At 64.4% G+C, this 26,576-nt stretch carries 24 protein-coding genes, 1 tRNA gene and 1 pseudogene; 14 read left to right on the top strand and 12 right to left on the bottom strand.

The window, feature by feature from the left end; genetic code table 11:
* Window positions 1–129: 129 nt before the first annotated feature.
* On the top strand, window positions 130–3,567 hold the full coding sequence (locus tag ACE3N6_RS14540) for an RNA-directed DNA polymerase (RefSeq protein WP_374246495.1): 3,438 nt from the start codon (window positions 130–132) through the stop codon (window positions 3,565–3,567).
* A gap of 361 nt (window positions 3,568–3,928) precedes the next feature.
* On the opposite strand, the gene ACE3N6_RS14535 is transcribed toward ACE3N6_RS14540, so the two are convergent.
* The 5 genes from ACE3N6_RS14535 to ACE3N6_RS14515 form a co-directional block, all read right to left on the bottom strand.
* The gene (locus ACE3N6_RS14535) at window positions 3,929–5,218 is read right to left on the bottom strand and encodes a Y-family DNA polymerase (protein WP_374246494.1); all 1,290 of its coding nucleotides are present in this window, start codon (window positions 5,216–5,218) and stop codon (window positions 3,929–3,931) included.
* A 6-nt stretch (window positions 5,219–5,224) separates the two neighbouring features.
* Window positions 5,225–5,677, bottom strand: a complete 453-nt coding sequence (locus ACE3N6_RS14530; RefSeq protein ID WP_374246493.1) for a LexA family protein — start codon at window positions 5,675–5,677, stop codon at window positions 5,225–5,227.
* 370 nt (window positions 5,678–6,047) lie between these two features.
* A complete protein-coding gene (locus tag ACE3N6_RS14525) occupies window positions 6,048–6,734 on the bottom strand; it encodes a hypothetical protein (protein WP_374246492.1) in 687 nt (228 codons plus the stop codon).
* A 165-nt stretch (window positions 6,735–6,899) separates the two neighbouring features.
* Window positions 6,900–6,993: transfer RNA gene (locus tag ACE3N6_RS14520), tRNA-Ser, on the bottom strand.
* Between the two features lie 43 nt (window positions 6,994–7,036).
* A complete protein-coding gene (locus ACE3N6_RS14515; protein ID WP_374246491.1) occupies window positions 7,037–8,266 on the bottom strand; it encodes an aspartate kinase in 1,230 nt (409 codons plus the stop codon).
* Between the two features lie 261 nt (window positions 8,267–8,527).
* Here ACE3N6_RS14515 and ACE3N6_RS14510 point away from each other — a divergent pair, with 261 nt between their 5' ends.
* Window positions 8,528–8,830, top strand: coding sequence for a DNA-binding transcriptional regulator (locus tag ACE3N6_RS14510; protein ID WP_153163469.1), 303 nt, complete (start codon window positions 8,528–8,530; stop codon window positions 8,828–8,830).
* 19 nt (window positions 8,831–8,849) lie between these two features.
* Here the strand turns inward: ACE3N6_RS14510 and ACE3N6_RS14505 are convergent, their stop codons facing one another.
* On the bottom strand, window positions 8,850–9,737 hold the full coding sequence (locus ACE3N6_RS14505) for a radical SAM protein (RefSeq protein ID WP_374246490.1): 888 nt from the start codon (window positions 9,735–9,737) through the stop codon (window positions 8,850–8,852).
* A gap of 83 nt (window positions 9,738–9,820) precedes the next feature.
* Here ACE3N6_RS14505 and queD point away from each other — a divergent pair, with 83 nt between their 5' ends.
* Window positions 9,821–10,273 carry a 6-carboxytetrahydropterin synthase QueD gene (gene queD, locus ACE3N6_RS14500; RefSeq protein ID WP_374246489.1) on the top strand — a complete coding sequence of 151 codons (453 nt, stop codon included), beginning with the start codon at window positions 9,821–9,823 and terminating at the stop codon, window positions 10,271–10,273.
* Between the two features lie 14 nt (window positions 10,274–10,287).
* Here the strand turns inward: queD and ACE3N6_RS14495 are convergent, their stop codons facing one another.
* Window positions 10,288–10,986, bottom strand: a complete 699-nt coding sequence (locus tag ACE3N6_RS14495; RefSeq protein ID WP_374246488.1) for a fumarylacetoacetate hydrolase family protein — start codon at window positions 10,984–10,986, stop codon at window positions 10,288–10,290.
* A 144-nt stretch (window positions 10,987–11,130) separates the two neighbouring features.
* On the opposite strand from ACE3N6_RS14495, the gene ACE3N6_RS14490 reads away from it, so the two are divergent.
* The 9 genes from ACE3N6_RS14490 (at window position 11,131) to ACE3N6_RS14450 (ending at window position 19,567) form a co-directional block, all read left to right on the top strand.
* Window positions 11,131–11,706: a DJ-1/PfpI family protein gene (locus ACE3N6_RS14490; protein WP_374246487.1), complete on the top strand. Its 576-nt coding sequence runs from the start codon at window positions 11,131–11,133 to the stop codon at window positions 11,704–11,706.
* A gap of 78 nt (window positions 11,707–11,784) precedes the next feature.
* Window positions 11,785–12,141, top strand: coding sequence for a ribbon-helix-helix domain-containing protein (locus ACE3N6_RS14485; RefSeq protein ID WP_374246486.1), 357 nt, complete (start codon window positions 11,785–11,787; stop codon window positions 12,139–12,141).
* 12 nt (window positions 12,142–12,153) lie between these two features.
* Window positions 12,154–12,861 carry a glutathione binding-like protein gene (locus ACE3N6_RS14480; protein ID WP_374246485.1) on the top strand — a complete coding sequence of 236 codons (708 nt, stop codon included), beginning with the start codon at window positions 12,154–12,156 and terminating at the stop codon, window positions 12,859–12,861.
* A gap of 124 nt (window positions 12,862–12,985) precedes the next feature.
* Entirely contained in the window at window positions 12,986–14,788 is a 1,803-nt protein-coding gene (locus ACE3N6_RS14475) for a DEAD/DEAH box helicase (RefSeq protein WP_374246484.1), read from the top strand.
* 94 nt (window positions 14,789–14,882) lie between these two features.
* Window positions 14,883–15,509, top strand: a complete 627-nt coding sequence (locus ACE3N6_RS14470; RefSeq protein WP_374246483.1) for a DUF47 domain-containing protein — start codon at window positions 14,883–14,885, stop codon at window positions 15,507–15,509.
* An 8-nt stretch (window positions 15,510–15,517) separates the two neighbouring features.
* Window positions 15,518–16,525: an anion permease gene (locus ACE3N6_RS14465; RefSeq protein WP_374246482.1), complete on the top strand. Its 1,008-nt coding sequence runs from the start codon at window positions 15,518–15,520 to the stop codon at window positions 16,523–16,525.
* An 81-nt stretch (window positions 16,526–16,606) separates the two neighbouring features.
* A complete protein-coding gene (locus ACE3N6_RS14460; RefSeq protein WP_374246481.1) occupies window positions 16,607–16,846 on the top strand; it encodes a hypothetical protein in 240 nt (79 codons plus the stop codon).
* Complete coding sequence (locus tag ACE3N6_RS14455) at window positions 16,843–18,135, top strand: DUF1615 domain-containing protein (RefSeq protein WP_374246480.1); 1,293 nt, start codon at window positions 16,843–16,845, stop codon at window positions 18,133–18,135. The genes ACE3N6_RS14460 and ACE3N6_RS14455 overlap by 4 nt, the downstream gene beginning before the upstream one ends.
* Before the next feature lie 136 nt (window positions 18,136–18,271).
* Entirely contained in the window at window positions 18,272–19,567 is a 1,296-nt protein-coding gene (locus tag ACE3N6_RS14450) for an acetyl-CoA hydrolase/transferase family protein (RefSeq protein WP_374246479.1), read from the top strand.
* Window positions 19,568–19,666: 99 nt separating this feature from the next.
* On the opposite strand, the gene ACE3N6_RS14445 is transcribed toward ACE3N6_RS14450, so the two are convergent.
* Together ACE3N6_RS14445 and ACE3N6_RS14440 are read right to left on the bottom strand one after the other, a co-directional pair.
* Window positions 19,667–20,512: a 23S rRNA (adenine(2030)-N(6))-methyltransferase RlmJ gene (locus tag ACE3N6_RS14445; RefSeq protein ID WP_374246478.1), complete on the bottom strand. Its 846-nt coding sequence runs from the start codon at window positions 20,510–20,512 to the stop codon at window positions 19,667–19,669.
* Window positions 20,513–20,602: 90 nt separating this feature from the next.
* Window positions 20,603–20,962: a nucleotide pyrophosphohydrolase gene (locus tag ACE3N6_RS14440; protein WP_374246477.1), complete on the bottom strand. Its 360-nt coding sequence runs from the start codon at window positions 20,960–20,962 to the stop codon at window positions 20,603–20,605.
* Window positions 20,963–21,187: 225 nt separating this feature from the next.
* Here ACE3N6_RS14440 and ACE3N6_RS14435 point away from each other — a divergent pair, with 225 nt between their 5' ends.
* The gene (locus ACE3N6_RS14435) at window positions 21,188–21,709 is read left to right on the top strand and encodes a gamma carbonic anhydrase family protein (RefSeq protein WP_374246476.1); all 522 of its coding nucleotides are present in this window, start codon (window positions 21,188–21,190) and stop codon (window positions 21,707–21,709) included.
* A gap of 72 nt (window positions 21,710–21,781) precedes the next feature.
* Here ACE3N6_RS14435 and ACE3N6_RS14430 read toward each other — a convergent pair whose 3' ends face one another.
* Window positions 21,782–22,639: an endonuclease/exonuclease/phosphatase family protein gene (locus tag ACE3N6_RS14430; protein WP_374246475.1), complete on the bottom strand. Its 858-nt coding sequence runs from the start codon at window positions 22,637–22,639 to the stop codon at window positions 21,782–21,784.
* A gap of 266 nt (window positions 22,640–22,905) precedes the next feature.
* On the opposite strand from ACE3N6_RS14430, the gene ACE3N6_RS14425 reads away from it, so the two are divergent.
* On the top strand, window positions 22,906–23,754 hold the full coding sequence (locus ACE3N6_RS14425) for an HDOD domain-containing protein (RefSeq protein WP_374246474.1): 849 nt from the start codon (window positions 22,906–22,908) through the stop codon (window positions 23,752–23,754).
* A gap of 7 nt (window positions 23,755–23,761) precedes the next feature.
* On the opposite strand, the gene ACE3N6_RS14420 is transcribed toward ACE3N6_RS14425, so the two are convergent.
* Together ACE3N6_RS14420 and ACE3N6_RS14415 are read right to left on the bottom strand one after the other, a co-directional pair.
* Window positions 23,762–25,741, bottom strand: a complete 1,980-nt coding sequence (locus ACE3N6_RS14420) for an alginate lyase family protein (RefSeq protein ID WP_374246473.1) — start codon at window positions 25,739–25,741, stop codon at window positions 23,762–23,764.
* Window positions 25,728–26,576: pseudogene (locus ACE3N6_RS14415) on the bottom strand (phenylacetate--CoA ligase family protein); the annotation flags it as partial. The pseudogene ACE3N6_RS14415 and the gene ACE3N6_RS14420, both read right to left, overlap by 14 nt.

Below are 26,576 nucleotides of genomic sequence, written 5' to 3'. Positions count from 1 at the left end.
TGCTCGCTGCGCTGCTCGAACACCATCCGCACTGAACGCTCGCGCACTTCCGGGGCGTATTTCGTTGTCTTCTTCATGGCTCCATCTTCTCAAGAGTGGGAGCCTCCGCGAAACCCGGGGCGATTCACGATGCGCGCCCAAGGGGTGGTGAGCTATGGCAATCGTCTGCATTGCACTTGGGATGCAATGCCAAGTATCAAACCCCGTGCGAAATTTTCGTGGGGCAACAGCCGCACCTATCGCCAGTATTTTCAGGACTATCGTACCTTTCTGGCACGGCCGCGCCGGGTTTGTGCCGAGTTGATGCCTCAACTCGCCGCCCGGCGAGAGTTGTTCGTAGTGTCTCTCGACATCAAGTCATTCTTCGACAAAGTTGACCGAGAGGCCCTGCTAAACGAACTGCGCGGGTTAGAGGCCGCACACAGGAAAACATACCGCTTGCCAGACCGCCTGACCGCAGACGAGCTATTCTGGCAGCGAGCAGCCAGTGTCTTCAGTTGGAAGTGGCGGGAGGATGACCAGTGTCATGCCGAACTGGTTAGTGGTGACAGCCAGGAAGAACTTGCACTCGGCTTACCGCAGGGGCTGGTAGCTTCAGGCTTTCTCGCCAACGCTTACCTAGTCCAATTCGACCGCAAATTACATCAGGTGGCAGCGCAAGGAAAAGACATCCACGCAGACATCAAGCTGCTGGACTACTGCCGATACGTAGATGACATGCGATTGGTTGTCGAGGCCCCTAGTGGTCCAAGTGGATTCGGTCAGGGAGCCGTTCTGGCACAGGTCAAAGACTTCATAAGCAATGAGCTGAAAGAACACTGCCGGCTTATTGGCGCGCAGACAACCTTAGAACTGTCACCGTACAAATGTACCGTAACATCGTATCGTGCAATCTCCGCCCAGAGCCACATGTCGGCCTTGATGGAGATGCTCAACGCAGAACTGAGCGGGACCTTCGACCTCGAGTCACTAACGCAGGCGGCAGGAGGGCTTGATGGACTGCTCTGGATGTCAGAGGAAATTGAAGGTGCCGACGAACCCCGCCCTTCACGTTTAACCCTTGCGACCGTGGCGGTGCCCAATACCGATGTGCGAGACGACACGGTGAAGCGCTTCGTCGCAACTAGGCTCGCTCAGCTCATGCGCCATCGATTGGCGATGACTGACACCGACAGTCGAGCAGATTCGGACGAGGCATTGAGCGAGCGGGTAACGCAAGGAATGGTGCTGGCCCATGAATTCGAATCGACCGCCCGGAGGCTTATCAAGTGCTGGGCCGAAAATCCAGCCTTGGTCCTGCTGCTGCGATGTGGCCTCGACCTGTTCCCACATCCGCGTTTGTTGGCTCCAGTAGTTGAGGCGTTGTGCGTGAAGCTTTTCTCTGCACCGGCGAGCTTGAATGCAAACCAGTCAAGAGAAGTGAAGGTCGTCGAGTATGTCTTGGCGGACCTCCTCCGCGCAGGGGCCGTAGAGACCGGTTTCCGAGATGCTGAAGAATACCCAGAAGCGGTTGATATTCGTGGGTACAGAGAGGACCTAAGCGCTCTAGCCAGGCGCATTCTTTTGGAGCATCCCACGTCACCTTGGTACCTGCGTCAGCAGGCACGACTGTTCTTGGCATCGATTGACGACGTTTCGTTGGCTTCCGCCTCAGAGAACGACGCGTTGTTAGAGCCCTATATGCTGCTTCAGCGCGCTGCTATGTATGAGCCGGCCTGGGGGACTAAATTGAAGGAGGTTGTCCCCTTGGCTCTTGTGGTACAGCAACTCCATCCCAATGCGCGTCGGTTCGGAGCGTGGCTGACCGATGAATTACGGCAATCGAATGACGAGACAACTGAAGCTGATGTAGTGCGAACAGTCGCGCTCCATCGCCCAGACCTGATAGTAGCCGCACTGAATGGACGCAAAACCCCAACATGGCGAGGATTTGTTCCACCCGGGTTGCTGGAAGCAAGCCGGCACAAGGGGACTTTACGTCGCAGCAACGGGGCAGCCAAAAGCGTTAGACCCCTGCTGCATCTTATGAACGAGTCAGACAACCTGTTTGCCCAAGAGAACGGAGTCCTCATGCTCGCCGCAGCCCTGCTACGGCATCGTGATATCGAGACTCATCTCGCTGAGGGGTTGAGTGCCTGCCGCATCGAGCTGAAGTGCGAGGACTGGTCTCGCCTCCATGCGATGCCGGACTCGGATAGTTTTCTTTCAATTCACCTCTTACCGCCCGTTAAATCGTCAAACCCGCTCTACGCCAATCCTCCGTGGGTGACGAAAGAGCGTGCATGGCTTTATGGGCTCGGACGCATTCTACGCGCTGCACTCACGGGTGAATTCGACTTCACAAGTCGTCGCTACCTCGCCACCGAGGACATAGGTAAATATACGGGCTTGCGAAGCACTTGGTTCAAGCGGCGATTCGGATTGTTAAACTCTGGTCGAGGATTGCACGAGGAGCCTGCACCCTTGTCTCCATGGCTGTCAGGGTTCTTGTCTACTTTGCTTCAATGGCCTGGGGTTGATTTCCGCGCTAACGACGCAGCGGCCGCTGGCGACGTGCAAACAGCCGGGGAACTGCTTGCCCTAGTGGAAAAGCGTATTGCCGTGCAGCGAACCCTTTTCGGCAGCCGAAGCAATACGCCGATGTATGTTGTGCCTGTCGACGACGATGCACCTTTGGTGGACCGCAAGCTGCGTGTAGCTATCGTCCAACCGATGCGACCTCGCCTCGATGAGTTCGACGTCAAGGACCCGCTGCATTGGACACAGGGGGTGCTTGCAGAACATCGGCGCCACTTGGCGGAGGTCTGTCGACTAACCTATCAGAAGCTGAAAACCTGGGCGTCTGCTAGGCCTGCAGGCAGAGGCTGCTCTGAGGATGGTGGCCCTATCGTGGACATTGTTCTCTTTCCAGAACTAGCGGTTCATCCCGAACATGTCCGCCTGTTGAGAAGGCTCTCAGACAAGCTGAAGGCGACCATCTTCACAGGCCTGACATTTGTGCATTCAACCAAGGCTGGCGGCACCGTAAACCAAGGGCTGTGGCTCATTCGCACCGAATCACCGGGCCATGGGCGCAGCTTCCAGTACGTCTGGCAAGGCAAGCGTCATCCAATGAAGCTGGAAGACAAGATGGGCATCAAAGGCTATCGTCCTCATGTAACGTTGGTAGAACTGCCGGTCGGAGCGAAAACACGCACCAGAATCGCGGCCGCGATTTGCTTCGACGCCACTGACCTCGACTTAATCGCGGACCTTCGAGACCGGTCGGACATGTTCTTGGTTGCGGCACTTAATCAGGACGTGCAGACTTTCGACAATATGATTGCGGCGCTGCACTTCCACATGTACCAGCCCGTAGCGTTAGCTAATTCAGGCGAGTTCGGTGGGTCGACAGCGCAGGCGCCATTGCCAAAGCATGAGCGCCTTATTGCCCACACACATGGCAATCATCAAGTAGCAGTGAGCGTCTTCGAAGTTGACCCGTCGCTCTTCAAGTCAATAGCGCCTACCAAAGCTCCCAAAGAGCCAAAGTCTCCTCCGGCTGGGTATAGGGGTCGGCCCTTGTGAAGGATGCGGGTGCAGCTTTTGGCCGGTTGCCGCCGGATGACTTGAAGATGGTCAGGCAACCGATTTCCCTGGACAATTGTGGTGCGAGTCAGTGGTCAACTAGCGCGATATTTCGCACTCATGGCAAAGTTCTCTGGCGCCCTCAAGGACGACTGTGAAAGATAGGCACCCAGATTCATCTGACGAAAGGCATGGAGTCGAGAAAGTAGCTTGTCGCCGCCAACAGCTTCAAGCATGCCCCCTTCGACGAATATCGCCGGTGGGCCTGCACTTGGCTAGGTACGCTCTTGCTTGAGCTGCGTTTAGCCCCCATCGGGGAGTTCCTGTCTTGCAAGGCATCGCAGATGAGGGAACCTTGTCCTCACTTTGCCCGCACTACCGGAAGTCCATGCCAGTCTGTCGTGTAGCCAGGGGATAGGTTTCCACGACGCATTTTCCAGGATTTCTCGATACCTTCTGCTGCCAGACGCAGCGTTCCCCGGCCATAGCGAGCATTGATAGCATCAAGGGCTCCCATGAGCTGCCTCGACTGCACATCACCTGCGCCTCCTTCACCGGAGAGCAGGGAAAACTGCTGGTTTGCGGTTTGCGTGAGGTTCAGCAACGTGATTCCAGCCTTGTGATAGCCAAAACCAGGGCGGTAGATTCGCTTCAGGACACGCAACGCCCATTGCGTAAGCACGCGAGTGTCAGAGGTGGCTTCTGGGAGCGGAATAGCTATGCAGCGCTGATACTGCGGCACCTCGGGTTTGAAGACGTTCGTACGGATGTAGACCTGCACAGCGCCCGCCAAGGAGCCTTGATTGCGGAGCTTCTCTGCGGCCCGACTGATGTAGGTGGCCACGGCCTCTTCGAGCTCCGCGAGGTCGTAGATGAGCGTCCCGAACGAGCGACTGCTCATGATTTGCTGCTTGTCCGGAACAATCTCTTCTAGGCTCAGGCAAGAGACCCCTCGTAGCTCTCTCACAGTGCGTTCGAGCACCACGGAGAACCTGGCGCGGATTGTTTCAGCATCCGCGGCATACAGCTGTTGAACCGTCTCAATGCCCATGTCGGCCAAACGAGCACTGAGCTTTCGGCCAACACCCCAGACTTCGGACACATCGATTCGACTGAACAGGGCCGTCAGGTCAGGAGCCGTCATCGCGGTGAGGTCGCAGACGCCCTCGGCACCAGCCAGCTCTTTCTTGGCGCAGTGGTTGGCCAGCTTCGCAAGCGTCTTGGTCGGACCTATACCAACGCAAACTGCCAGCCCAAGCCAAGCAGCGACCCGCTGTCGTATCTGCTGGCCATACGCTTGGTAGCCCACTCGTTCAAAACCGGAGAGGTCCAGGAAGCTCTCATCAATGCTGTACACCTCCAGGTTTGGGGTAAACGCGGATAGAACCTCGACACAGCGATTGCTCATGTCCGAGTAGAGCTCGTAGTTCGAGCTGCACGCGACTATCCCGTGACGCCTAGCTTCGTCTTTCAACTTGAACCAGGGCGCGCCCATAGGGATGCCTAGGGCCTTTGCTTCGGCTGACCGGGCTACGACGCAGCCATCATTGTTCGAAAGCACGACCACGGGTATGTCGCGCAGCTTCGGATTGAACAGCTTCTCGCAGGAAGCGTAGAAATTATTGCAGTCGACGAGCGCAAACACTGACATGCCGGCTCAGACCCCGAAGCGTTTAAACTTCCCCACGACGACGCCCCAGACCTGCAACTCCTGACCTTCGGCGACTTCCAGCGTCGGATACGCGGGATTCTCTGCTACAAGCGCAACGCGACCAGCTCGTCGGTAAAGCCGCTTTACAAGGCGCTCCCCGTCGATGAATGCGACAACGATGTGGCCATGAACCGGCCTAACGCTCTTGTCGACGACCAGGATGTCGCCATCGAAAATCTCAGCCCCCTGCATGGAGTCCCCTTCCACCGCGAAGAAGAAGGTGCTGACTGGGTTGCGTACGAGATACACGTTGATGTCGAGCCGTTTTTCTTCGTAGTCGGCCGCGGGGCTGGGGAAGCCCGCAGAAACCTTTACCGTGTCGAGCGGCAGCTCCAACTGAGGTGGTTGTGCCAAGGGGACGAAGATGCCCGGCCCAACCTGGGCCCCCAGCTCAAGCATGTGACAAGGCTTCCTCTTGGTGCTGGGTTAGCTGCTCATCGGCAGGCTCAGTCAGCAGAACCATCAGACACTCCGGGCAGACGAAGCAGTGACGCCCATCGATGGTGGCTTGCTCAAGTTCATTGCTGGATAACGGGCTGTGGCAGCCCGGGCAGACAGTGCGAATCATGGCTCGCCCCCTTTGTTGGATACTGTATTTTTATACAGCATCCAACAAGAAGCAATACCGTAGACCAAGACTTGGCTGGCCAGGGCAGCTAGATGGCGTAGATGGCTCCGTTTTGGCGAGGGTTCTTTATAGACAGCGACTTGTAAGTAGCGTTTGACTCACCAAACGAGCCGGCGGCACGCCGCAGGTGGAGGGTGGTGGTTAGCCAATGAGTTCATCTTGCCGCACGAGCCAATCTCCCGTGTCTCGTAGTTGCGTGCAGTACAACTCTTTCCGCCCCTGACGAACGACGATTCTCGCAGCCACCGCAGCCGAGAGTTGAAGCTTGAGTCTGTCGAGCGTTGCCCTGACTTCATCAGCACAACCACAATGACAACGCGTCTCGCTGGAAACCAGGCTCCCGCTGATGCTCTCCCACCACACCGCATAGACAGTGTAGGCAGCGGCCGGAAGATTTTGAAACAATGCCAGACTATCGGCCAAGGCCACGATGAACTCTTGTTCATCCGTTCGCGAAGCAGTCAAGTTGCAAACCAAGGCGCGCGCTGCACCCAAGCGCATCTCCATCAGTTTCGCGCCGATGCCAGACCGGGTGCCTGACGCACCCCGACGGCTCCGTACTCCTGCCGCTTTCTGCCGCCCGCCCGGCAGTGGAGCCTCATCCTCCGATGCACAATCATTCGTGGCTAGCCAATCTGCAATCTGAAAGAGGTCCACACACTTTTTTCCCCCGAGCGACTTCACCTGGAATGGGAGCTGCTGTCTAGCGATGAGGTGCGAGAGCGCCTTCTCAGACTTACCAAGTACCTGAGCGAGGTCAGGCGCGAAGAGCACATACTGCCCAGGAAACTGTAACTGTAAGTGCTTCAGGACATCGTTTGCGTCCACGAGAAGGCTCCTTTAAAAACCACCAGAAAACCACCAAAGCTTGGGATTTGATGGTTAAAAATGGGGGAGTCTGGGGAAAGCGATGAAGTATACTCATCGAGCCAAGCAGACCTATAAAAGCAAAAAGCCCTGATTTCTCAGGGCTTTGCGCTTGAAGCTAGGTCTTGGCGGAGAGTGAGGGATTCGAACCCTCGATGCAAGTTTTGGCTCGCATGCTCCCTTAGCAGGGGAGTGCCTTCGACCTCTCGGCCAACTCTCCGCAACAGCCCGCCATTATAGGCAACAGCGGGGTGTCTGTCAAATCAAGCAGCAGCCTGATCGAGGCCGAACGCGCGATGCAGCACGCGGACGGCCAGTTCGAGGTATTTCTCGTCGATGGCGACGGAAATCTTGATCTCCGAGGTGGAGATCATCTGGATGTTGATGCCCTCTTCCGCCAGGGTGCGGAACATGCGGGAAGCCACGCCCGGGTGGGAGCGCATGCCGACGCCGACGATGGACACCTTGGCCATCGTGCGGTCGCCGCTGATCTGGCGGGCGCCGATGTGGGACTGCACCCCTTCGAGGATCTTCATCGCCTTGTCGTAGTCCGGGCGATTCACCGTAAACGAGAAGTCGGTGGTGCCGTCGTGGCCGACGTTCTGGATGATCATGTCCACGTCCACATTGGCGTCGGCCACCGGACCGAGGATCTGGTAGGCGATGCCCGGCTTGTCGGGGACGCCCAGCACGGTGATCTTGGCTTCGTCACGGTTGAAAGCAATGCCGGAGATGATCGGCTGTTCCATGTTCTTGTCTTCCTCAACGGTAATCAGGGTGCCCTCGCCTTCCTCCTGGAACGAGGAGAGAACCCGCAGCTTGACTTTGTACTTGCCGGCAAATTCCACGGAGCGGATCTGCAGCACCTTGGAGCCGAGGCTGGCCATTTCCAGCATCTCTTCGAAGGTGATGGTGTCCAGCTTGCGTGCCTCCGGCACGACGCGCGGGTCGGTGGTGTAGACGCCATCCACGTCGGTGTAGATCTGGCACTCGTCGGCCTGGATCGCGGCAGCAAGCGCCACACCGGTGGTGTCGGAGCCACCGCGACCGAGGGTGGTGATGTTTCCGACCTCATCGACACCCTGGAAGCCCGCCACGACCACCACTGCGCCGGCATCGAGATCGCGGCGGATGTTGTCGCCGTCGATGTCCAGAATGCGGGCCTTGGTGAAGGCGCTGTCGGTGAGGATGCGCACTTGGCCGCCGGTGTAGCTGCGCGCCTTGATGCCCATTTCCTCAAGTGCCATGCACAACAGGCCGATGGTCACTTGCTCGCCCGTGGAAATCACCACGTCGAGTTCGCGGGGGCTGGGATTCGCGCTGACCTCCTTGGCAAGGGCGATCAGACGGTTGGTCTCGCCGCTCATGGCGGAGAGGACGATCACCATCTTGTGTCCCTGGGCATGGAACTTCGCGACCCGCTTGGCCACGTTCTTGATCCGTTCGGGGTTTCCGACGGAAGTGCCGCCATATTTCTGAACTATGAGCGCCATCTTGACTTCTAAGAAGATGAGGATGTGGAAAGCGCGTGATATTAGCGGATAACGCGAACTCTTGCAGCTTTGACGTTTTGCTGGATCGATGTGCATCTCGTCACATAAAATCCGTGTGGTAAACCCTAGCCCATCCAAATATACCGTTGTATGTGTTGCGAGTAGTAATCTATACTTTCCGACATATAACGAAAGTTATAGAAAACGACGGCGATGCCGTTGTTAATAACGAACAGAGTCAAACCCTTGAGGAACAAAGAGATGAAAACCACCGAAAAAGTCGATGTCCGTGAAATCCGCCGCAAGCTGGGCATGAACCAGTCCCAGTTCTGGTCCAAGATCGGGGTTACCCAGAGCGGTGGCTCGCGCTACGAGAGCGGCCGCAACATCCCCCGCCCGGTTCAGGCCCTGCTTCGCCTGGTGCACATCGAGCAGGTCGATATCACCAAGATCAAGAAGGACGACGTCGAAGTTGTCGAGTACCTGAAGGCCACCAACCCCGAGCTTTTCAAGACCCTGAAGAAGGAAGCTCGCGCCAAGCGCAAGGAGCGCGTGTCGCACTGAGCGCCTGATTTTGACGGGATCAAGGACTGACCGTCACGGTCAGTCCTTCCTTCCCCAGCCTGGATTTCACCTGACTGGCGATCGACTCCAGTTCGTCCAGTGAGAGGCGTTGAATCCGTTCGGCCTCTGGCTGGAAGGATTGCCGTGCGACGCCATACAGCAGGATGCCCTTCAGCGCAGCTGAAGGCGTTATCTTGCGCGCTTCGTCCAGGGCGAACTCCAGCATTTCCAGGTAATTCTCGATCTGATCCTGCGATGGCGGCGCGCCATCCCAGCCGAACAGGCACGTCTGTACCCAGGTTGGGCACAACGACATGCTCAAGGCCAGCCGCCGGGCGTGGCTGCGCGGCTCCACCTCAACGCCGTTGATTCGGCGGATGTCGTCGCTCGTCCCGCCGTCGAGCTTGAACCACACCTCGCCGCCCGCCGCTGCCAGGCGCCTCAGCGCCGCCTGCACATAGGGTCGGTCGAGCAGACTGCCATTGCTGATGAGTCGCACCGGCACCGAAGCCAGCCCGGCCTCGTCCCGCGCCACGATCACCCGTCCGACGATCTCCTCGAAGCGCTTGCTGCCGGTGGGTTCGCCGTTGCCCGAGAAGGCAATGTCGCGAATCGCCCGCGCCTCGGGCGGCACGTGCTCCTCCATGAAACGGCCGCTGCACAGCTCCGCCAGAAACCCGCGCAGCTCCGCCTCCAGCAGCGCCACATCGATCTCCGGCGCAGCCCCGCGAACCAGCCCGGGCACCTGACAGTACGCGCAGCGCCAGTTGCAGGCGTTGTTGGGGTTGAGGTTGATTCCCACCGACACCCCGCCGGCCCGGCGCGACACCACCGGATACACGTAGGTCAGACTGCTGAAACTGCGATTGTGGTCGGTGACCGTGAGCATCTGCCCGGGGGTTTTCATGGCGCTATCCAGGTGCAAAAACGAGGCGCGTATAATACGGGACCTTTTTTCCTGCCCGGAACCTCGCACCCGGGCCCCCGCCCATGCAGATCACGCGCCGCCTTGAGTTCGACGCCGGCCACCGGATTCCCGACCACGCCAGCCAGTGCCGTCACCTGCACGGCCACCGCTACGTGCTGGAGATCACCTTGTCGGGCGACATCATCCGCGCCGACGGCCTGCCGGCCAACGGCATGGTGCTCGATTTCGGCGACGTCAAGGCCATCGCCAAACGGCACGTCGTGGACGTCTGGGATCACGCCTTCCTGGCCTACCGGGGCGACACCGCGGTGGTGAGCTTCCTCCAGTCCATCCCGGGCCACAAGACGGTGATCCTCGATGTGGTGCCCACCGCCGAAAACCTGGCCGTCGAAGCCTTCCGCATCCTCGACCCGCTCTACACCGGCGCGTACAACAACCACGTCCGGCTCGAGCAGGTGCGCATCTACGAAACCCCCAACTGCTGGGCCGACGCCCACCGCAGCGATCTGGGCTGACCCTCAGCTGCCCATCAGGCAATCGCCAGCGCCAGCCGCCCCACGCCCTCCACCCCCGCCTCGATCGCATCGCCCGGCACCACCGGGCCGACGCCTTCGGGCGTGCCGGTGAAGATCAGGTCGCCCGGCTCCAGCCGGAACAGCGTGGACAGCCGCGCCACGATCTCCGCCACCGACCAGATCATCTCCCCCAGATCGCCCTGCTGACGACGCCGGCCGTTCACCGTCAGCCAGATCGCCCCCGCCTGCGGATGGCCGCAGGCTGCCACCGGCACCAGCGGCGCGATGGGCGCCGAACGGTCGAAGGCCTTGGCGGCCTCCCACGGATGCCCCTTCGCCTTGAGCGCCGCCTGCAGGTCGCGGCGGGTCATGTCGAGCCCCACCGTGTAGCCCCAGATGTGCCCCGGCACCGCCTCCACCGGGATGTCGGCACCGCCCAGGCCGATGGCCACCACCAGCTCCGCCTCATAGTGAAAATCCTTCGTGCTGGCCGGGTACGGCAGCGCGGTCGGCACCCCGGGCACCACCGGCACCGCCGCGTCGGCCGGCTTGCAGAAGAAGAACGGCGCCTCGCGGCTCGGGTCGGCGCCCATCTCGCGGGCGTGGGCAGCATAGTTGCGCCCCACGCAGTAGATCCGCCGCACCGGAAACACCGCCGCGCTCCCCGCCACCGGTATCGCCGCCTGCGCCGGCGGCACAATCGCAAACTCCATCATCCTCGCCCTCCCGAAAACGCCATGATGCGCACCCGCCGCCCGGCTGGCAAACCCTCGCGCGGTAACCGGCTACCACCCGCCCCGGCCAGCGCACGGCCACACTTTGCTCACAGTTTCCCATCCACCCCGACGGAGCAAGACATGGCCAAGAAAATCCTGATGATCTGCGGCGACTTCTGCGAAGACTACGAAACCATGGTGCCCTTCCAGGCCCTCCAGGCGGTCAGTCACACCGTGCACGCCGTATGTCCGGACAAGAAGGCCGGCGACACCATCGCCACCGCCATCCACGATTTCGAAGGCGACCAGACCTACACCGAAAAGCGCGGCCACAACTTCACCCTCAACGCCAGCTTCGCCACCATCGACCCGGCAGACTACGACGCCCTGGTGATCCCCGGCGGCCGCGGCCCCGAATACCTGCGCATGAACCCCGCGGTGATCGCCGCCGTGCGCCACTTCTTCACCGCCGACAAGCCGGTGGCCGCCATCTGCCACGGCGCCCAGCTCCTCGCCGGCGCCCGTGTGCTCGAAGGCCGCACCTGCTCTGCCTACCCCGCCTGCCAGGCGGAGGTCGAGCTTGCCGGCGGCACCTACGCCAACATCCCGGTGGACCAGGCCATCACCGACGGCAAGCTGGTCACCGCGCCCGCCTGGCCCGCCCACCCCGCCTGGATCGCCCAGTTCCTGGCGGTGCTCGGCACCCGCATCGACTGAAGCACGCCACCGCCGCAAGCAGCCCCCGCAGCACCTACAATGGGCTGACGGGGGCTTCCCGTGTCTCGAGCCGAATCGATGTGCCAAGTCTTCATCAACGCCGACCCTGAGCTCTACGCCACCCGCAGCCGCTCGATCCGCCTCCACGGCGTAGCCACCAGCCTGCGCCTCGAAAACCTGTTCTGGCAGGTGCTCGGCGAGATCGGCGCCCGCGACGGCCTGAGCGTCCCCCAGCTCCTCGGGCGGCTCTACGACGAACTCACCCTCAGCGGCCGGCTCGACGAGAGCACGAACTTCACCTCCTTCCTGCGGGTCTCCTGCCTGCGCTACCTGCAGTTGCAGCTGGCCGGGCGCATCCCCGCCGACCCCCGCGTGCCGATCCGCGACCTCGACCCTGCCTGGGTGCTCGCCGCCGAACGCCGCCCCTCCGCCTGAAGGACACCCCCGATGATCGACCTCTACTACTGGACCACCCCCAACGGCCACAAGATCACCCTCTTCCTCGAAGAGACTGGCCTGCCCTACACGCTCCACCCCATCAACATCGGCAAGGGCGAGCAGTTCCAGCCCGACTTCCTTCGCATCGCCCCCAACAACCGCATCCCCGCCATCGTCGACCACGCCCCGGCCGACGGCGGCGAAGCCGTCCCGATCTTCGAATCCGGCGCCATCCTGCTCTACCTCGCCGAAAAAACCGGCCGCTTCCTCTCCACCGACCTGCGCCAGCGCGTCGACACCCTGCAGTGGCTGTTCTGGCAGATGGCCGGCCTTGGCCCCATGGCCGGGCAGAACCACCACTTCACCCAGTACGCCCCCGAGCCCGTGCCCTACGCCATCGACCGCTACGTCAAGGAGACCGCCCGCCTCTACGCCGTGCTCGACCGCCGCCTCGCCGACCGCGCCTTCATCGTCGGCGACGACTACACCATCGCCGACATGGCCTGCTACCCCTGGATCGTCCCCCACGAGCGCCAGCGCCAGCACCTCGACGACTTCCCCAACCTCAAGCGCTGGTTCCACGCCATCGGCCGGCGCCCGGCCACCGCGCGGGCCTACGACATCGCCCAGCGCATCAACCCCAACCAGCCGCCGATGAGCGACGAAGCCAGGAAAGTGTTGTTCGGACAGGACGCCGGCACCGTCCCAAAGCGCTGACTTTCCTCAAGCAACGGGACGGCGGGGCGCGCTTGCGGTAAAATTGAGTGTTTTGCTGAAGCCGCCTTAACGCCCCGGGCCCAAGACCGCTTCACCCTCCACCCGGCCCGCGCCCCCCGCTCCCATGACTGCTCCCATCGAACGCTTCGATCAGCTCGACCTCCAGGCGCCGATTCTGGCCGCCCTCACCGAGATCGGCTACGAAACCCCCTCGCCCATCCAGGCCGCCTGCATCCCGCACCTCCTCGCCGGCCACGACATCCTCGGCGAAGCCCAGACCGGCACCGGCAAGACCGCCGCCTTCGCCCTCCCCGCCCTCGACCGCGTCGACCTCGCCCAGCGCAACCCGCAGGTGCTGGTGCTCACCCCCACCCGCGAACTCGCCATCCAGGTCGCCGAAGCCTTCCAGCGCTACGCCAGCAAGATGCCCGGCTTCCACGTGCTGCCCATCTACGGCGGCCAGAGCATGGTCGTCCAGCTGCGCCAGCTCCAGCGCGGCGCCCACGTGGTCGTCGGCACCCCCGGCCGGGTCATGGACCACCTCGAGCGCAAGAGCCTCAACCTCGACAACCTCACCACCCTGGTCCTCGACGAAGCCGACGAAATGCTGCGCATGGGCTTCATCGACGACGTGGAGTGGATCCTCGAGCACACCCCCACCGCTCGCCAGACCGCGCTGTTCTCGGCCACCATGCCGGACGCCATCCGCCGCGTCGCCCACCGCTACCTGCGCGACCCGAAGGAAGTGAAGATCAAGGCCGCCACCGCCACCGTCTCCACCATCAAGCAGCGCTACCTCCAGATCGCCGGCGCCCACAAGCTCGACGCGCTCACCCGCATCCTCGAAGTCGAAGACGACTTCGACGCCGCCATCGTCTTCGTGCGCACAAAGACCGCCACCGTCGAACTCGCCGAAAAGCTCGAAGCCCGCGGCTACGCTGCCGCCTGCCTCAACGGCGACATGACCCAGCAGCTGCGCGAGCGGGTCATCGAACAGCTCAAGAACGAAACCCTCGACATCGTCGTCGCCACCGACGTGGCCGCCCGCGGCATCGACGTGCCCCGCGTCAGCCACGTCATCAACTACGACATCCCCTACGACACCGAAGCCTACGTCCACCGCATCGGCCGCACTGGCCGCGCCGGGCGCGCCGGCAACGCCATCCTGTTCGTCGCCCCGCGCGAGAACCACCTCCTGCGCCAGATCGAGCGCGCCACCAAGCAGCCCATCGAGCTGCTCAAGCTGCCCAGCCGCGAAGCCGTCGCCGACAAACGCGTCGCCGCCTTCCGCCAGCAGGTCAGCGAAGTCCTCGAATCCGAAGATCTGAGCTTCTTCCTGGATGTGATCGCCGGCATCGAAGAAAAGCACGACGCCAGCGCCCACGAGATCGCCGCCGCGCTCGCCTTCCTCGCCCAGAAGGATCGCCCGCTGCAGATGCCCGATACCGGCAGGCCCGACATCGCCCAGCTCGCCGCCGGCAAGCCCGACCGTCCGGCCCGCGAGCCCCGCGAGAACCGCGGCGAGATCCTCGAGCGCCGCCGCGACTACGCCGAAGGCCGTCTCGCCCGCTACCGCATCGACGTAGGCCGCGAGCACATGGCCAGCCCCAAGGACATCGTCGGCGCCATCGCCAACGAGGCCGGCATCGAGAGCCGCTTCATCGGCCAGATCAACCTGTTCGAGGACTACAGCACGGTCGAGCTGCCCGCCGACCTGCCCAACGACATCGTCCAGATCCTGCGTCGCGCCCGGGTCCGCCAGCAACCCCTCAACCTGCGCCTCGCCAGCCCCGAAGAGGCCGGCCGTGAGCGCGGACGCCCCGCCGGCGCCGGACGCGGCGCCCCGCCGAAGAAGCCCTTCCGCACGGACGGCCCGCCGGGCGGCTTCTCCGGCGGCTTCAAAGGCCCCAAAAAGCCCAAGTTCTGACGAGGATCAGAAGCCCCGCCTCATTCCGGTGCATCGAAGCGGCGGGGCTCTGTTAAAATTCAGATTACAGTCATCCTCCTGCAACAAATAAACTATGTTCGGACGCCTGCTGCCCCAAGAGGGCCGTTTTTTTGAACTTTTCAACAGCCACGCCGAGCAGATCGTTCTTGGCGCTCAGGAACTGGTCGCCCTGATGGACGACCTGGGCGGTGCCGACAAGCACATCGCCGCGATCGAAGAGATCGAACAACTCGCCGACAAGATCACTCACGAGACCGTCGCCCAAGCTCACAAGAGCTTCATCACCCCCCTCGACCGCGACGAGATCCACAGCCTCATCAACGCCATGGACGACATCCTCGACACCGTCCAGGACGTCGCCGAGTGCACCACGCTCTACCACATCCAGCGCATCACCCCCGAAGCGCAGCAACTGGCCAACGTCAGCCTGTCCTGCTGCACCCGGGTCAAGATCGTCGTCGGCCTCATCTCCAACATGGACAACGCCAGCGCCGTGCTGCAGACGTGCCAGGAGATCGACCGCCTCGAGACCGACGCCGACCGCATCATGCGCAGCGCCATGTCGCGGCTGTTCCGCGACGAGCGCGACGCGCTGCAGGTCATGAAGCTCAAAGCCATCTACGAACAACTCGAATCGATCACCGATCGCTGCGAGGACGTCGCCAAGATCGTCGAAGGCATCGTGCTGGAAAACGCCTGAGCATCGCCATGGAATCCGTACAGATCGGTTTCTGGGTCATTGCCGGCCTGGTTGTCGTCGCGCTCGTCTTTGACTTCATGAACGGCTTCCACGACGCGGCGAACGCCATCGCCACCGTCGTGTCCACCGGCGTCCTCAAGCCCCATCAGGCTGTCGCCTGGGCCGCCTTCTTCAACTTCATCGCCCTCTTCATCTTCCAGCTGAAGGTGGCCAGCACCGTCGGGAAAGGCATCATCGACCCCTCGGTGGTCGATCACTACCTGGTCTTCGGCGCGCTCCTCGGCGCCATCGCCTGGAACATCGTCACCTGGTACTACGGCATCCCGTCCAGTTCCTCCCACGCCCTCATCGGCGGCATCGTCGGCGCGGCCATCGCCAAGGCCGGCACAGACCCGCTGATCGGCGCCGGGATCGGCAAGACAGTCGCCTTCATCATCATCTCCCCCCTGTTCGGCTACATCCTCGGCTCGCTCATCCTCGTGATCGTGGCCTGGATCTGCCGCAACAAGACCCAGCGCAAGGTCGACAAATGGTTCCGTCGCCTCCAGCTGGTGTCGGCGGCGCTCTACAGCCTGGGCCACGGCGGCAACGATGCGCAGAAGACCGTCGGGATCATCTGGATGCTGCTGCTCGCCGCCGGCGTCACCGCCCAAGGCGACCCGGTTCCGTCGTGGGTCGTCGTGCTGTGCTACATGGCCATCGGCCTGGGCACCCTGTTCGGCGGCTGGCGGATCGTCAAGACGATGGGGCAGCGCATCACCAAGCTCAAGCCGGTCGGCGGCTTCTGTGCCGAAACCGGGGGCGCCATCACCCTGTTCCTGGCCACCGGCCTGGGCATTCCGGTCTCCACCACCCACACCATCACCGGCGCCATCGTCGGCGTGGGTTCGGTGCGCCGCACCGCAGCCGTGCGCTGGGGCATCGCCGGCAGCATCGTGTGGGCCTGGGTGCTCACCATCCCCTGCTCGGCGCTGATCGCAGCCGGCGGCTACTGGCTCGGACGCGCCCTGTTCTGACCCACCGATAGCCGGCTTGACGCTCGGGGCCGGAAGCCCGATCCTCGCGCGTCAAGCCGGCTTTTCACCGAACGACGCCCCATGGCCACGCCCACCCTCAAGCAACAGAAGACCTTTGCCCTCGTCCGCATCGTCGGCGGCTTTGCCGCTGCGCTGGTGCTCGGATACTCCTTCGTCGCCAACGTGATCGCCGGCCAGCCGATGGAAGGCGCAGTGCTGCTCACGGGAATCATGGCCCTCGTCGGCCTCGGCTACGCCGCCTTCTACACCCGCAGCCTGAGCCGCATCGCCGAAGCGGAAAAGTCCGCCGGCGGATCGTGATCCGCCGCATCGCCGCGCGCGCCGCCCTGGCCCTGGCCGCCGGCACCATCCTGCTGGGTGGCTGCGCGAGCCCAGGCCCGGTCGAATCCCGCCCATCGCCCAGCCTGCCGCCCCCGCCCGGCCGCCCCGCCCTGCCGCCGGTCGCCTCTCCTCAGCCCGAAGCGCCCCGCCCGGCCCCGCTGCCGCCCGCCACCTTGCCACCGCAGCCATCGCTGCCGCCGCTGGCCCTGCCGCGTCCGGCAATGCCACCAGCCCTTGGCGAGCGGGAAGGCCGCGCCCTGGTCGCCGGGTTCCTGCCTCCCTACGTCAAGGATCGGGACGGCTGGGCCGCCGACATCCACACCGCCTTCGCCAGCCTGCGCCTGCCCCTCACGCCGGACACCATCTGCGCGGCCGTCGCGGTGATCGAGCAGGAATCCACGTTCCAGGCCGATCCCGCGGTGCCCGGGCTCGCCCAGATCGTCTGGAAAGAGATCGACGCCCGCCGCGAGAAGCTCCACCTGCCCCGCCTGCTGGTGGACGCCGCCCTCCTCAAGACCAGTCCCGACGGCCGCAGCTACAAGGCGCGCATCGACAGCCTGCGCACCGAGAAGCAGATGAACGCACTGTTCGAGGACATGATCTCCGAGCTACCCAACGGCCGTTCCCTGCTGGGCGGCTTCAACCCCGTGCGCACCGGCGGGCCGATGCAGGTCAGCGTCGCCTTTGCCGAAGAGCAGGTCCGGGAGAAGCCCTACCCCTATCCGCGCCGGGATTCCGTGCGCAACGAAGTCTTCACCCGTCGCGGTGGCGTCTACTTCGGCATCGCCATCCTGCTCGACTACCCCGCCCCCTACAGCAAGCTCCTCTACCGCTTTGCCGATTTCAATGCCGGCCGCTACAGCAGCCGCAACGCCGCCTTCCAGTCGGCGGTCGCCCGCCTGAGCGGGCAAGCCCTGGCGCTTGATGGCGACCTGCTGCGCTACAAGGATGGCGCGCCGGCCGCCGAGCCCAGCGCCACCCTGTCGGCCCTCGGTGCCATCGGCAGCCGCCTGGGCCTGCCCCGCGAGGCCCTGATCCGCGACCTGCGCCTGGAGAAGACCGCCGCCTTCGGTCAGACCGCGCTGTATGCCCGGGTCTTCGCCCTGGCCGACACCGCCGCCGGCGCACCGGTGCCCCGCGAGGCCATGCCGCAGATCGACCTGAAGAGCCCGAAGATCCAGCGCAAGCTCACCACCGGCTGGTTCGCCGAGCGCGTGGACAGCCGTCACCGCACCTGCCTCGGGCGCAACCGTTCGGCCCTGCCCTGAACCCCAGAAACCCACTCCATTTCCTTGATCCAGGCCAGATTCCAGGCCGCTCCCGAGCTATACAATCGAGTACAAATCGCGGCTTCAAGCCGTGGTTTAATGCTGCGCTATAACGATGACCATGGGAGATAAACAGATGACCGTCCAGGCGCAATACGCCGCCAAGCGCGTGACTCCGGCCGAGGCAATCCGCAACGTTCATAACGGCGACACCATCGTCGTGCCGACCGCGGTAGCCGAACCGCCCGCACTGCTCACCGCGCTGTCCGAACACCGTCGCGATTTCCGCGACGTGAAGGTGTCCCAGATCCTGGCCGTACGCAAGTTCGGCTACCTCGATCCGACCACCGCCGATCACGTCCGTCACGTCGCCTACTTCTTCAGCGGCGCAACCCGTCCGGGCTTCCGCGAAGGCGTGGTGGATTTCCACCCGAGCTACTTCTCGGAGATGCCGCAGCTCATCGACCGTGGCCTGATGCCCGCCGAGGTGGTCTTCACCCAGGCCTCCCCGATGGACGAGCACGGTTATTTCTCCCTCGGTCTCGCCCCCGACTACACGATGGCCGCCGTCCGCAAGGCCCGCGCCGTCATCATCGAAGTCAACCCGAACGTCCCCTTCGCCTACGGCAACTGCCACATCCACATCTCCCAGGTCACCGCGCTGGTCGAGAACGATGAGCCGGTGCTGGAAGTCGGCCTGCCCACCATCGGGCCCGTCCAGGAAGCCATCGGCAAGTACGTCGCCGACATGATCGACGACGGCTCCACGCTGCAGATCGGCTACGGCGGCATCCCCGACGCGGTGGTGATGCAGCTCACCCACAAGCACGACCTGGGCATCCACACTGAGATGGTCGGCGACGGCATCCTCACCCTGCTGGAGTCCGGCGCGGTCAACAACCGCCGCAAGAACTTCATGCCCGGCAAGATGGTTGCCACCTTCGCCCTCGGCTCCAAGAAGCTCTACAAGTTCCTCGACCGCAACCCGATGGTCGAGATGCACCCGGTGGACTTCACCAACGACCCGTACATCGCCGGTCAGAACGACAACCTGATGTGCATCAACGCCACCCTCGAGATCGACTTCCTCGGCCAGTGCGGCTCCGAGAGCCTGGGCCCGCTGCCCTACTCCGGCACCGGCGGCCAGGCCGATTTCGTGCGGGCTGCCAACCGCTCCAAGGGCGGCAAGGCCTTCATCGTGCTGCCCTCCACCGCCAAGGACGGCACCATCTCGCGCATCGTTCCCACGCTTACCCCGGGCACCCACGTCACCACCAGCAAGAACGACATCAACTACGTGGTGACCGAGTTCGGCGTGGCGCAGCTGCGCGGCAAGACCGCCAAGCAGCGCACCAAGGAGCTGATCGCCATCGCTCACCCGGACTTCCGCGGCCAGCTCACCGAAGCCGCCAAGAAGATGCACCTGCTGTAAGGCCGCCGGGGCAGCCCCGCGCTGCCGATTGCGTACTTCAACAAGAAGCCCCGGTCGCCCGGGGCTTCTTGCTTTCTGCGTCCGGCCGGGCTGGGTCGTTCAGGGGATCTCGGATTCCAGCTGGTAGCCGGCGCCCTCGTCGAGGCCCAGCACCTGCACCAGATAAGGCATCACCTTCTTGAGCACGGGCGGCAGCGTCCACGGCGGGTTGACGATGAAGAGCCCGCTGCCGTGCATCCCGAAACCGTCGTCCGACGGCTTCTGCACGTCCAGGCTCACGTGCAGCCAGCTGGTGATGGGCAGGCGCTTGAGTTTTTCGGGCAGCTCCCGCGAGGCCATGCTGTGGAGCTTGGGGTACCAGACGATGTAGGTGCCGGTGGGAAAGCGGCGCAGGCTCTCCTTCATCATCGTCAGCACGGTACGGTAGTCGGTCTTCACCTCGTAGGGCGGGTCGATCAGCACCAGCCCGCGGCGGGTGGGCGGCGGGAGGAAGGCGTTGATGCCGGTGAAGCCATCCTGCTCCAGCACCAGCGTCTGGCTGCCCGCGTTCTCGAAGGTCTTGGCCAGCAGGCGGCTGTCGGCCGGGTGCAGCTCGAACAGGCGCATCTTGTCGTCCGGGCGCATCAGCGGCGCCGCACAGCACGGCGAGCCCGGATACAGCCGCAGCTTGCCGCCGGGGTTGAGGTCGCGCACCACGCGCAGGTATTCCTTCAGTTCGGAAGGCACGTCCTTGCGCCCGAGCAGGCGGCCGACGCCCTCTTCGTACTCGGCGTTCTTGCGGGCAAAGGCCTCGTCCAGCGCGTAGCAGCCCGCTCCGGCGTGGGTGTCGATGTAAAAATAGGGCTTGTCCTTCTGGTTGAAGTACTCCAGCACCTGGACGAGGACGAAGTGCTTGAGCACGTCGGCGTGGTTGCCGGCGTGGAAGGCGTGGCGGTAACTCAGCATGGCGGTTGCACCCGGGCGAGCGGGCGGCAAGGGTCGAAAGATCAGGGGCGCGATGCTAACACCTCGGCCGGCGGCACGCCTCCCCGGCGTTCATTCGGGCGCGTCGTACTTCCGGCGCGAACCCCGGAAGCGCGCCACCGGATACTTGGCCTCGTTCTTGGCGAGCTTGGCCCGGGTGGCGGCGTCCAGGTCGATGCCAGCCCGGTCGGCAATCAGCAGCAGATACAGCAGCACATCGGCGCACTCGTCCTCCAGCGCCTCCCGGGCGTGGAGATCGGCGGGGATGGCGGCGATCTCGTCGTCGGTTTTCCATTGGGTCAGCTCCAGAAGCTCGCCGGCCTCCAGGTTGAGCGACACGATGAGATTGCGCAGGGAATGGAACTGGGACCAGTCCCGCGCGTCCCGGAAGGCCGTCGCCAACCCTGCAAGGGTATCGAGATCACCCGCCATCGCCCTGCCTCCCATCCACGCCGTTCCCGAACATGTCGATTCCTCCTTCCCCTGCCCCGCCGCGAGCCCGCGGCGCCGCATCTAAGCCCTTATTTCGCTTACCGAAAGTGTGGCAAAAAGGCCGCCCGTCCCCTTGCACTCGAGCGTCACCCTGTTATTATGGCGCGCTCTTCACCCGGCCATTCGGCGGCACGGGTGGAATTCAACCATAACAGGATAAAAAAGATGCCGATCTACCGCCTTGGAGAGCACACCCCGCAACTGCAGGAGGGCGTCTGGGTTGCCGATACTGCCACCCTGATCGGCGACGTGCACCTCGCCCGCAACGTCAATGTCTGGTTCGGTGCGATCCTGCGGGGCGACAACGATCCGATCTCCATCGGCGAGAACACCAACATCCAGGACGGCTCGGTGCTCCACACCGACGACGGCGTGCCGCTCACCATCGGCAGCAACGTCACCGTGGGCCACAAGGTGATGCTGCACGGCTGCACGGTGGGCGACGGGTCGCTGATCGGCATCAACGCGGTGGTGCTCAACCGCGCGGTCATCGGCAAGCACTGCCTGATCGGCGCCAACTCCCTGATCCCCGAAGGCAAGGTGATCCCCGACCGCTCGCTGGTGTGCGGCTCGCCCGGCCGGATCATCCGCGAACTCACCGACCACGAAATCGCCAAGCTCCAGGCCAGCGCCGATGGCTACGTGAACAACGCCCAGCGCTACCGGGAACAGCTCGCCCCCCTGTAAACGCCCGACGGCCCTGCCGCGGCAGATGCCGCACGCAAGGCCGTCGTTCCGTGGCGGGCTGCGCCGGGGCGCTCAGTTCAGCGTGAGCTTGATGGGCTGGTGGTCCGACGCCGCCGTGGCCTGATCCACCGCCACGGCCTCCACCCGGTCCACCAGGTCGGCGCTCACGAAGAAATAATCGCAGCAGTAAGGCCGGTCCGGCCACTCGGCGCCGTTGAGGCCCACCGTGTTGAGGTGGGGGATGTCGCCGTAGCATGCGCGCCAGGCGTCTTCCCAACCTGATACATCTGCGCCGATCGGGGCGATCATTCTGTAATACTCGGGGCTGCCCGGCTCGCAGTTGAAGTCGCCGCAGATCACCGCCGACACCGGCCGCGGCCACACCGCGAAGGGGGAATCCTCCTTGTCCTCGTCCGGCGCCGGGGCCTCGCCGGCGGCAAGCCGCATGGCGTCGCACTGGAGCGCGTGGAGCGCGGCGATCTGGGTCATGCGCTGGACGCGGGAGTAGTACTCCAGGTGGGTGTTGAGCACCCGCACCGGTCCGCCGGGGGCATCGACCACCACCTCGAGGCAGGCCCGCGGCATGCTGGGCACGCCCTCTTCCGGCGGGCGCGGCAGGCTGTGACGGAACACCTGCCCCACCGGCAGGCGGCTGAGGGTGAGGTTGCCGAACTGGCTGCGTCCGCCGGAGCCATCCGGGAAATCCACCGCCGGCACGAAATGCGCGCTGTAGCCCGGAAAGGCCTCGCTCAGGCGCGCCACGCCATCGACGGCGATGCCGCCCTGGAGGCCGGCAAACCCCACCGCCACTTCCTGCAGGCAGATCACGTCGAAATCACCCAGGGTGCGGATGGCCGCCACCGTGCGGGCGAGGGTCACCTCGCCGTCCGCACCGCGTCCCCACTGAATGTTCCAGCTCAGTAGCTTCATCAAGAAAACCTTCTCTTCTAGCTCGACGAACCGGGCCGGCCCCGCGGGGCATCGACCATCGCCGGAAAGCATAGCAAGCCGACCCGACGCGCTCGCCGCCTATCGGAGCGGCAATGTGCGCAATTGCCGGTCGCCGGACGGCCGAAGTCGGCCGCCTGTGGATTATCTCCCCCATTTTGGGTTGTGACCATGGTGCCACCCCTAAAGCGGCCTGCCGGACCGCCGTAAATGACTTCGTCTCCCGCACTCGCCTGCCGCCAACGATCATGTCTACCCCCCAGGAACTCGTCGCCTGCATCGAAAAGCTCGCCAGCCTGCCGGCCGCCTACCACCGCATCCGGGAGCTGCTGGACGATCCGGACAGCTCGATCCATCAGGTGGCCGACGCCGTGGCGGGCGACCCCGCCATCACGGCGCGGGTGCTGCGAGTGGTGAATAGCGTGCTCTACGGTTTTCCGGGCAAGGTGGAGACGGTCGCCCGGGCGGTGAACCTGATGGGCATGCAGCAGGTGCACGATCTGGTGTTGAGCACCGCGATCATCGGCGCCTTTGCCGGCATCCGTCCGGCGCGGATGCACATGACCCGCTACTGGCAGGACTGCATCTTCCGGGGGCTGGCGGCCCGGGCGGGCGCCAAGCAGTTGGGCATGGGCGACCCGGAGCGGATGTTCGTGGAGGGCCTGCTGGCCGACATCGGCCATCTGGTGATGTACCAGGCCAACCCGGAGGGAGCGTCGGCGGCGCTCGAGACCGCCCTCATCCGCCAGATCCCCCTCCACGAGGCCGAACTTGACCACATCGGCTGCAACCACGCCGAAGTGGGCGCCGCCCTGGCGTCGGCATGGCACCTGCCGAACGGTTTCGCCACCGCCATCGGGGCGCAGCTCCGGCCGGCGATGGGCGGGCAGCACGTCACCGAAGCCGCCCTGCTCCACCTGGCCAACCGGGTGGTGGCCACCGAAGGGCAGGACGACCCCGACCAGGCGGCCCTCGCCGGGATGGACCCGATGACCGCCGCCACCCTGGAGATGACCGTGGAACGGATCGGTCAGATCCGCGCCGCCGTTCAGGCGGAGATGCCGGCGGTGATCGCCCTGTTCTTCCCGCAGGCCTGAGCGCGGCTCAGATCCGGCGCAGGATCGTCTCGACGCCCATCCCCGGTTCAAGGGTGCCGCGCCACTCCACGGTGGTGCTTGGCGATCTGCGGTCGTAACCCCGGGAGACCCAGCCGGCCAGCGGCTCGTCGGCGCCGTGCAGGATGCTCACCTCGCCGTCGGCGGGCAGGATCATCGACAGGCACACCGGCCCGTTGGTCACCAGCAGCCCGTCCGGCGTGCAGGTGACGTTGCAGGCTTCGCTGAAATGCCAGTGGAGCGTGACCCGCTGGGCACAGCCCGCGTGCACCTCGTCGCGGATCGTGACCCGATCGCCCAGCCGGTCCAGCTCCCAGCTGCGCCGGTGCACCGGCCGCCCCGGCAGGCGCCGGTAGCCGTCGTGCTCCGCCACCAGGCGGTCCACCAGACGGGCGGATTCCCGCTCGATCACCGTGGTCCGGTACTTGCGCACCCACATGAACTTGCCCCCCGACACGGCCTGATCCTCACCGGCGATGGACAAGGTGTTGTGCATCGCCGTGCCGCGGAAGCCGTCCCGCCAGGCGCGCGGCCCGTGGTAGGTGCCGGTGCCCGGATCGACGAGGAACTCCCGGCCCGCCACCGACAGGGTGAACGACAGGGCATCGGCGTGGCCGTGGGCCGCGATGCCGCCCAGCCCCAGGGGCCCGGCGTCGGCCACCAGGCGCAGCTCGTCGGGGGTGTCCAGATGGCAGCCCAGCACATACACGCCGCCGTCCGGGAAATCCACCCGGGTGGTGGCCGGCGCGGCCTTCAGGAGCAGGCCGTCGAAAGGGGTGCAGGCCTCGCTGCCCAGCAGCCAGCGGGTGCGCGGGTCCACAAACCCGGCCTTGCGGGCCAGGGAGGGGTTCTCGAAGAGCAGCGCGCCGGTGGCCAGCTGGCTCTGGAAGGCGCAGCCGCCGGCGCCGAGGGAGTAGCCCGAGACCCGCCCGTCGTCGGCGTCGCCGAACATGGGCACGTTGCCGCTGCTGTCCATGATCGCGGCCACGTACACCAGCATCGCCTCCATGCGCGACCAGTAGGCGTCGGAGAACGGCTTGCCGGTGGCGCGGGCGGCGAGCCCGGCAAGCAGCAGGAAATCCCACACGAACTGCTGATAGGCGGTGGTCTGCTCGCGGTTCACCCCGTCCGGGGCGTTCTGGATCAGCACCTCGCGCTCCAGCCCCTCGCGGGAGACGCGGCGCCACAGCTTGGCGTCTTCCCAGTAGGGCCAGGTGGAGCCGGCCACGAACAGCCCGGCCAGCTCGCCGATCAGGTGGTTGTTGGCCGACGAGTGGCGCGACAGGTGGCCGCGGATGAACTCGGCGTGGCGCCAGATGCTGTTGAGCCAGTCGGCCCGCAGCACCTTGCCCACCGGGTGCTGGAACAGCGGCGACGAGAGCCCGCCGATGAGCTGCCAGGCGATGGACCAGTTGATGAGCCGGATGCCGGCCTCCAGCGCGCTGGCCCAGTTGGGCCCCAGCCCGCAGGGGCACTGCACGAACCAGCTCTCCAGCAGCGTGCCGATGCCTTCCAGGTAGCGCATGTCGCTGGTGAGCTGCCAGGCCTGGGCGAGGCACACCAGCTCCAGGTGGCGGCTGGGCTCCCACAGGTATTTGATGTCGCCGGTCTGGGCCGGGTCGCGGAAGGACATGGTCTTGCCGTAGCTGAGCGGCAGCAGCGCCCCGTTGGCCGGGTTGCGGTTCCATTCGGGCGGAAAGCCCAGGTTCACCGCGTCGTTGGCGAAGATCCGCCAGTGGCCGGAGAGCACCTCGTTGGCCCGCTGCAGGATGGCGGCGGTCGGCTCCGGCAGCTCCCGGGGCAGCCAGCGGGCCCCCTGCCGGTCGAGGCGGAAGGCCGGCACCTCGGCGGGCGCCTTGCGGCGCTCCATCGCCAGCGTGGCGCTGGAGCTGGCCCGCCCCATGATCTCGGCGATGGACATACAACGCAGGCGGTTCCAGTACCACCCGACCTGATTAAGATTGGACATTGACTTCTTCACTCCCACCGATCCGGCTCACGATCTGCCGGAACTTTCCATTGCGCGTGCGCGGAATGTCCGCCACACGCTCGATTCTCACGATCACCTGCTCGCCCAGGCGCTCCCGGGCGCGCTGCAGCAGCGCCTGCTCGTCGCGATGGCCGAACTCGGCGCCGGCCACGATGCGGATCGCCACTTCGTCCAGGCGCTCCTGCACCACCTGGGCCTCCACCAGCCCGAACAGCCCGGAGAAGATCCAGTCCAGCATCACCACGTGGCGCCCGTCGGGGGTGCGGATGGCGTCGTCCACCCGCCCCAGCACCTGCTTCACCACCCGGAAGCTGCGCCCGCAGGGGCAGGCGAAATCCGGCTCGGCGAGCACCACCCGGTCGTCCGCGCGATAGCGCAGGAAAGGCATCAGGCGGTTGCCGAAGCCGGTGGCGATGAGGTTGGCGGTGCCGTCGCCGTTGGGCTCGAACTCCACGCAGCCGTAGTCCTCCATCACGTGCAGGTGGCCGTGCTCGCAGGTGCCGATGGCGGCCACCCGCTCGAAGGCGCCGTACCAGTCGAACACCTGACAGCCGAAGCGCTCGACGATGATCGCGCGCTCTTCGGGGCGCAGCGTCTCCGACGAGGTGACGATGCCGCGCAGCGACTTGCCGCGGTAGTGGCGCCCGTGCTCGGCCAGCCAGCGGGCCAGGTAGCCCACCGACGAGGGGTAGGCCTGGATCATCGCCGGGTCGAAGCGCTCCAGCGCCTCGATGTAACCCGCGCCGTTGCCCGGCGTGAGGTGATAGGAGGACAGCATCAGGGTGTTGTCGGCGCGGTTCATCCGCCACAGGGG

It is taken from the genome of Zoogloea sp., from assembly GCF_041904905.1.
Taxonomy (GTDB): Bacteria; Pseudomonadota; Gammaproteobacteria; order Burkholderiales; family Rhodocyclaceae; genus Zoogloea.
Note: the sequence above shows the minus strand (reverse complement) of the source record. Positions and strands in the feature narration are given on the sequence as shown.

What these genes read in the sequence shown, in the direction of transcription:
- ACE3N6_RS14465 (WP_374246482.1), top strand. Translation starts at nt 15,518, where the DNA reads ATGGAATCCGTACAGATCGGTTTCTGGGTCATTGCCGGCCTGGTTGTC.
- ACE3N6_RS14435 (WP_374246476.1), top strand. Translation starts at nt 21,188, where the DNA reads ATGCCGATCTACCGCCTTGGAGAGCACACCCCGCAACTGCAGGAGGGC.
- ACE3N6_RS14535 (WP_374246494.1), bottom strand. Translation starts at nt 5,218, where the DNA reads ATGTCAGTGTTTGCGCTCGTCGACTGCAATAATTTCTACGCTTCCTGC.
- ACE3N6_RS14420 (WP_374246473.1), bottom strand. Translation starts at nt 25,741, where the DNA reads ATGTCCAATCTTAATCAGGTCGGGTGGTACTGGAACCGCCTGCGTTGT.
- ACE3N6_RS14460 (WP_374246481.1), top strand. Translation starts at nt 16,607, where the DNA reads ATGGCCACGCCCACCCTCAAGCAACAGAAGACCTTTGCCCTCGTCCGC.
- ACE3N6_RS14530 (WP_374246493.1), bottom strand. Translation starts at nt 5,677, where the DNA reads ATGCTTGAGCTGGGGGCCCAGGTTGGGCCGGGCATCTTCGTCCCCTTG.
- ACE3N6_RS14450 (WP_374246479.1), top strand. Translation starts at nt 18,272, where the DNA reads ATGACCGTCCAGGCGCAATACGCCGCCAAGCGCGTGACTCCGGCCGAG.
- queD (WP_374246489.1), top strand. Translation starts at nt 9,821, where the DNA reads ATGCAGATCACGCGCCGCCTTGAGTTCGACGCCGGCCACCGGATTCCC.
- ACE3N6_RS14475 (WP_374246484.1), top strand. Translation starts at nt 12,986, where the DNA reads ATGACTGCTCCCATCGAACGCTTCGATCAGCTCGACCTCCAGGCGCCG.
- ACE3N6_RS14425 (WP_374246474.1), top strand. Translation starts at nt 22,906, where the DNA reads ATGTCTACCCCCCAGGAACTCGTCGCCTGCATCGAAAAGCTCGCCAGC.
- ACE3N6_RS14505 (WP_374246490.1), bottom strand. Translation starts at nt 9,737, where the DNA reads ATGAAAACCCCCGGGCAGATGCTCACGGTCACCGACCACAATCGCAGT.
- ACE3N6_RS14480 (WP_374246485.1), top strand. Translation starts at nt 12,154, where the DNA reads ATGATCGACCTCTACTACTGGACCACCCCCAACGGCCACAAGATCACC.
- ACE3N6_RS14440 (WP_374246477.1), bottom strand. Translation starts at nt 20,962, where the DNA reads ATGGCGGGTGATCTCGATACCCTTGCAGGGTTGGCGACGGCCTTCCGG.
- ACE3N6_RS14430 (WP_374246475.1), bottom strand. Translation starts at nt 22,639, where the DNA reads ATGAAGCTACTGAGCTGGAACATTCAGTGGGGACGCGGTGCGGACGGC.
- ACE3N6_RS14470 (WP_374246483.1), top strand. Translation starts at nt 14,883, where the DNA reads ATGTTCGGACGCCTGCTGCCCCAAGAGGGCCGTTTTTTTGAACTTTTC.
- ACE3N6_RS14490 (WP_374246487.1), top strand. Translation starts at nt 11,131, where the DNA reads ATGGCCAAGAAAATCCTGATGATCTGCGGCGACTTCTGCGAAGACTAC.
- ACE3N6_RS14445 (WP_374246478.1), bottom strand. Translation starts at nt 20,512, where the DNA reads ATGCTGAGTTACCGCCACGCCTTCCACGCCGGCAACCACGCCGACGTG.
- ACE3N6_RS14510 (WP_153163469.1), top strand. Translation starts at nt 8,528, where the DNA reads ATGAAAACCACCGAAAAAGTCGATGTCCGTGAAATCCGCCGCAAGCTG.
- ACE3N6_RS14485 (WP_374246486.1), top strand. Translation starts at nt 11,785, where the DNA reads ATGTGCCAAGTCTTCATCAACGCCGACCCTGAGCTCTACGCCACCCGC.
- ACE3N6_RS14515 (WP_374246491.1), bottom strand. Translation starts at nt 8,266, where the DNA reads ATGGCGCTCATAGTTCAGAAATATGGCGGCACTTCCGTCGGAAACCCC.
- ACE3N6_RS14540 (WP_374246495.1), top strand. Translation starts at nt 130, where the DNA reads ATGCGCGCCCAAGGGGTGGTGAGCTATGGCAATCGTCTGCATTGCACT.
- ACE3N6_RS14495 (WP_374246488.1), bottom strand. Translation starts at nt 10,986, where the DNA reads ATGGAGTTTGCGATTGTGCCGCCGGCGCAGGCGGCGATACCGGTGGCG.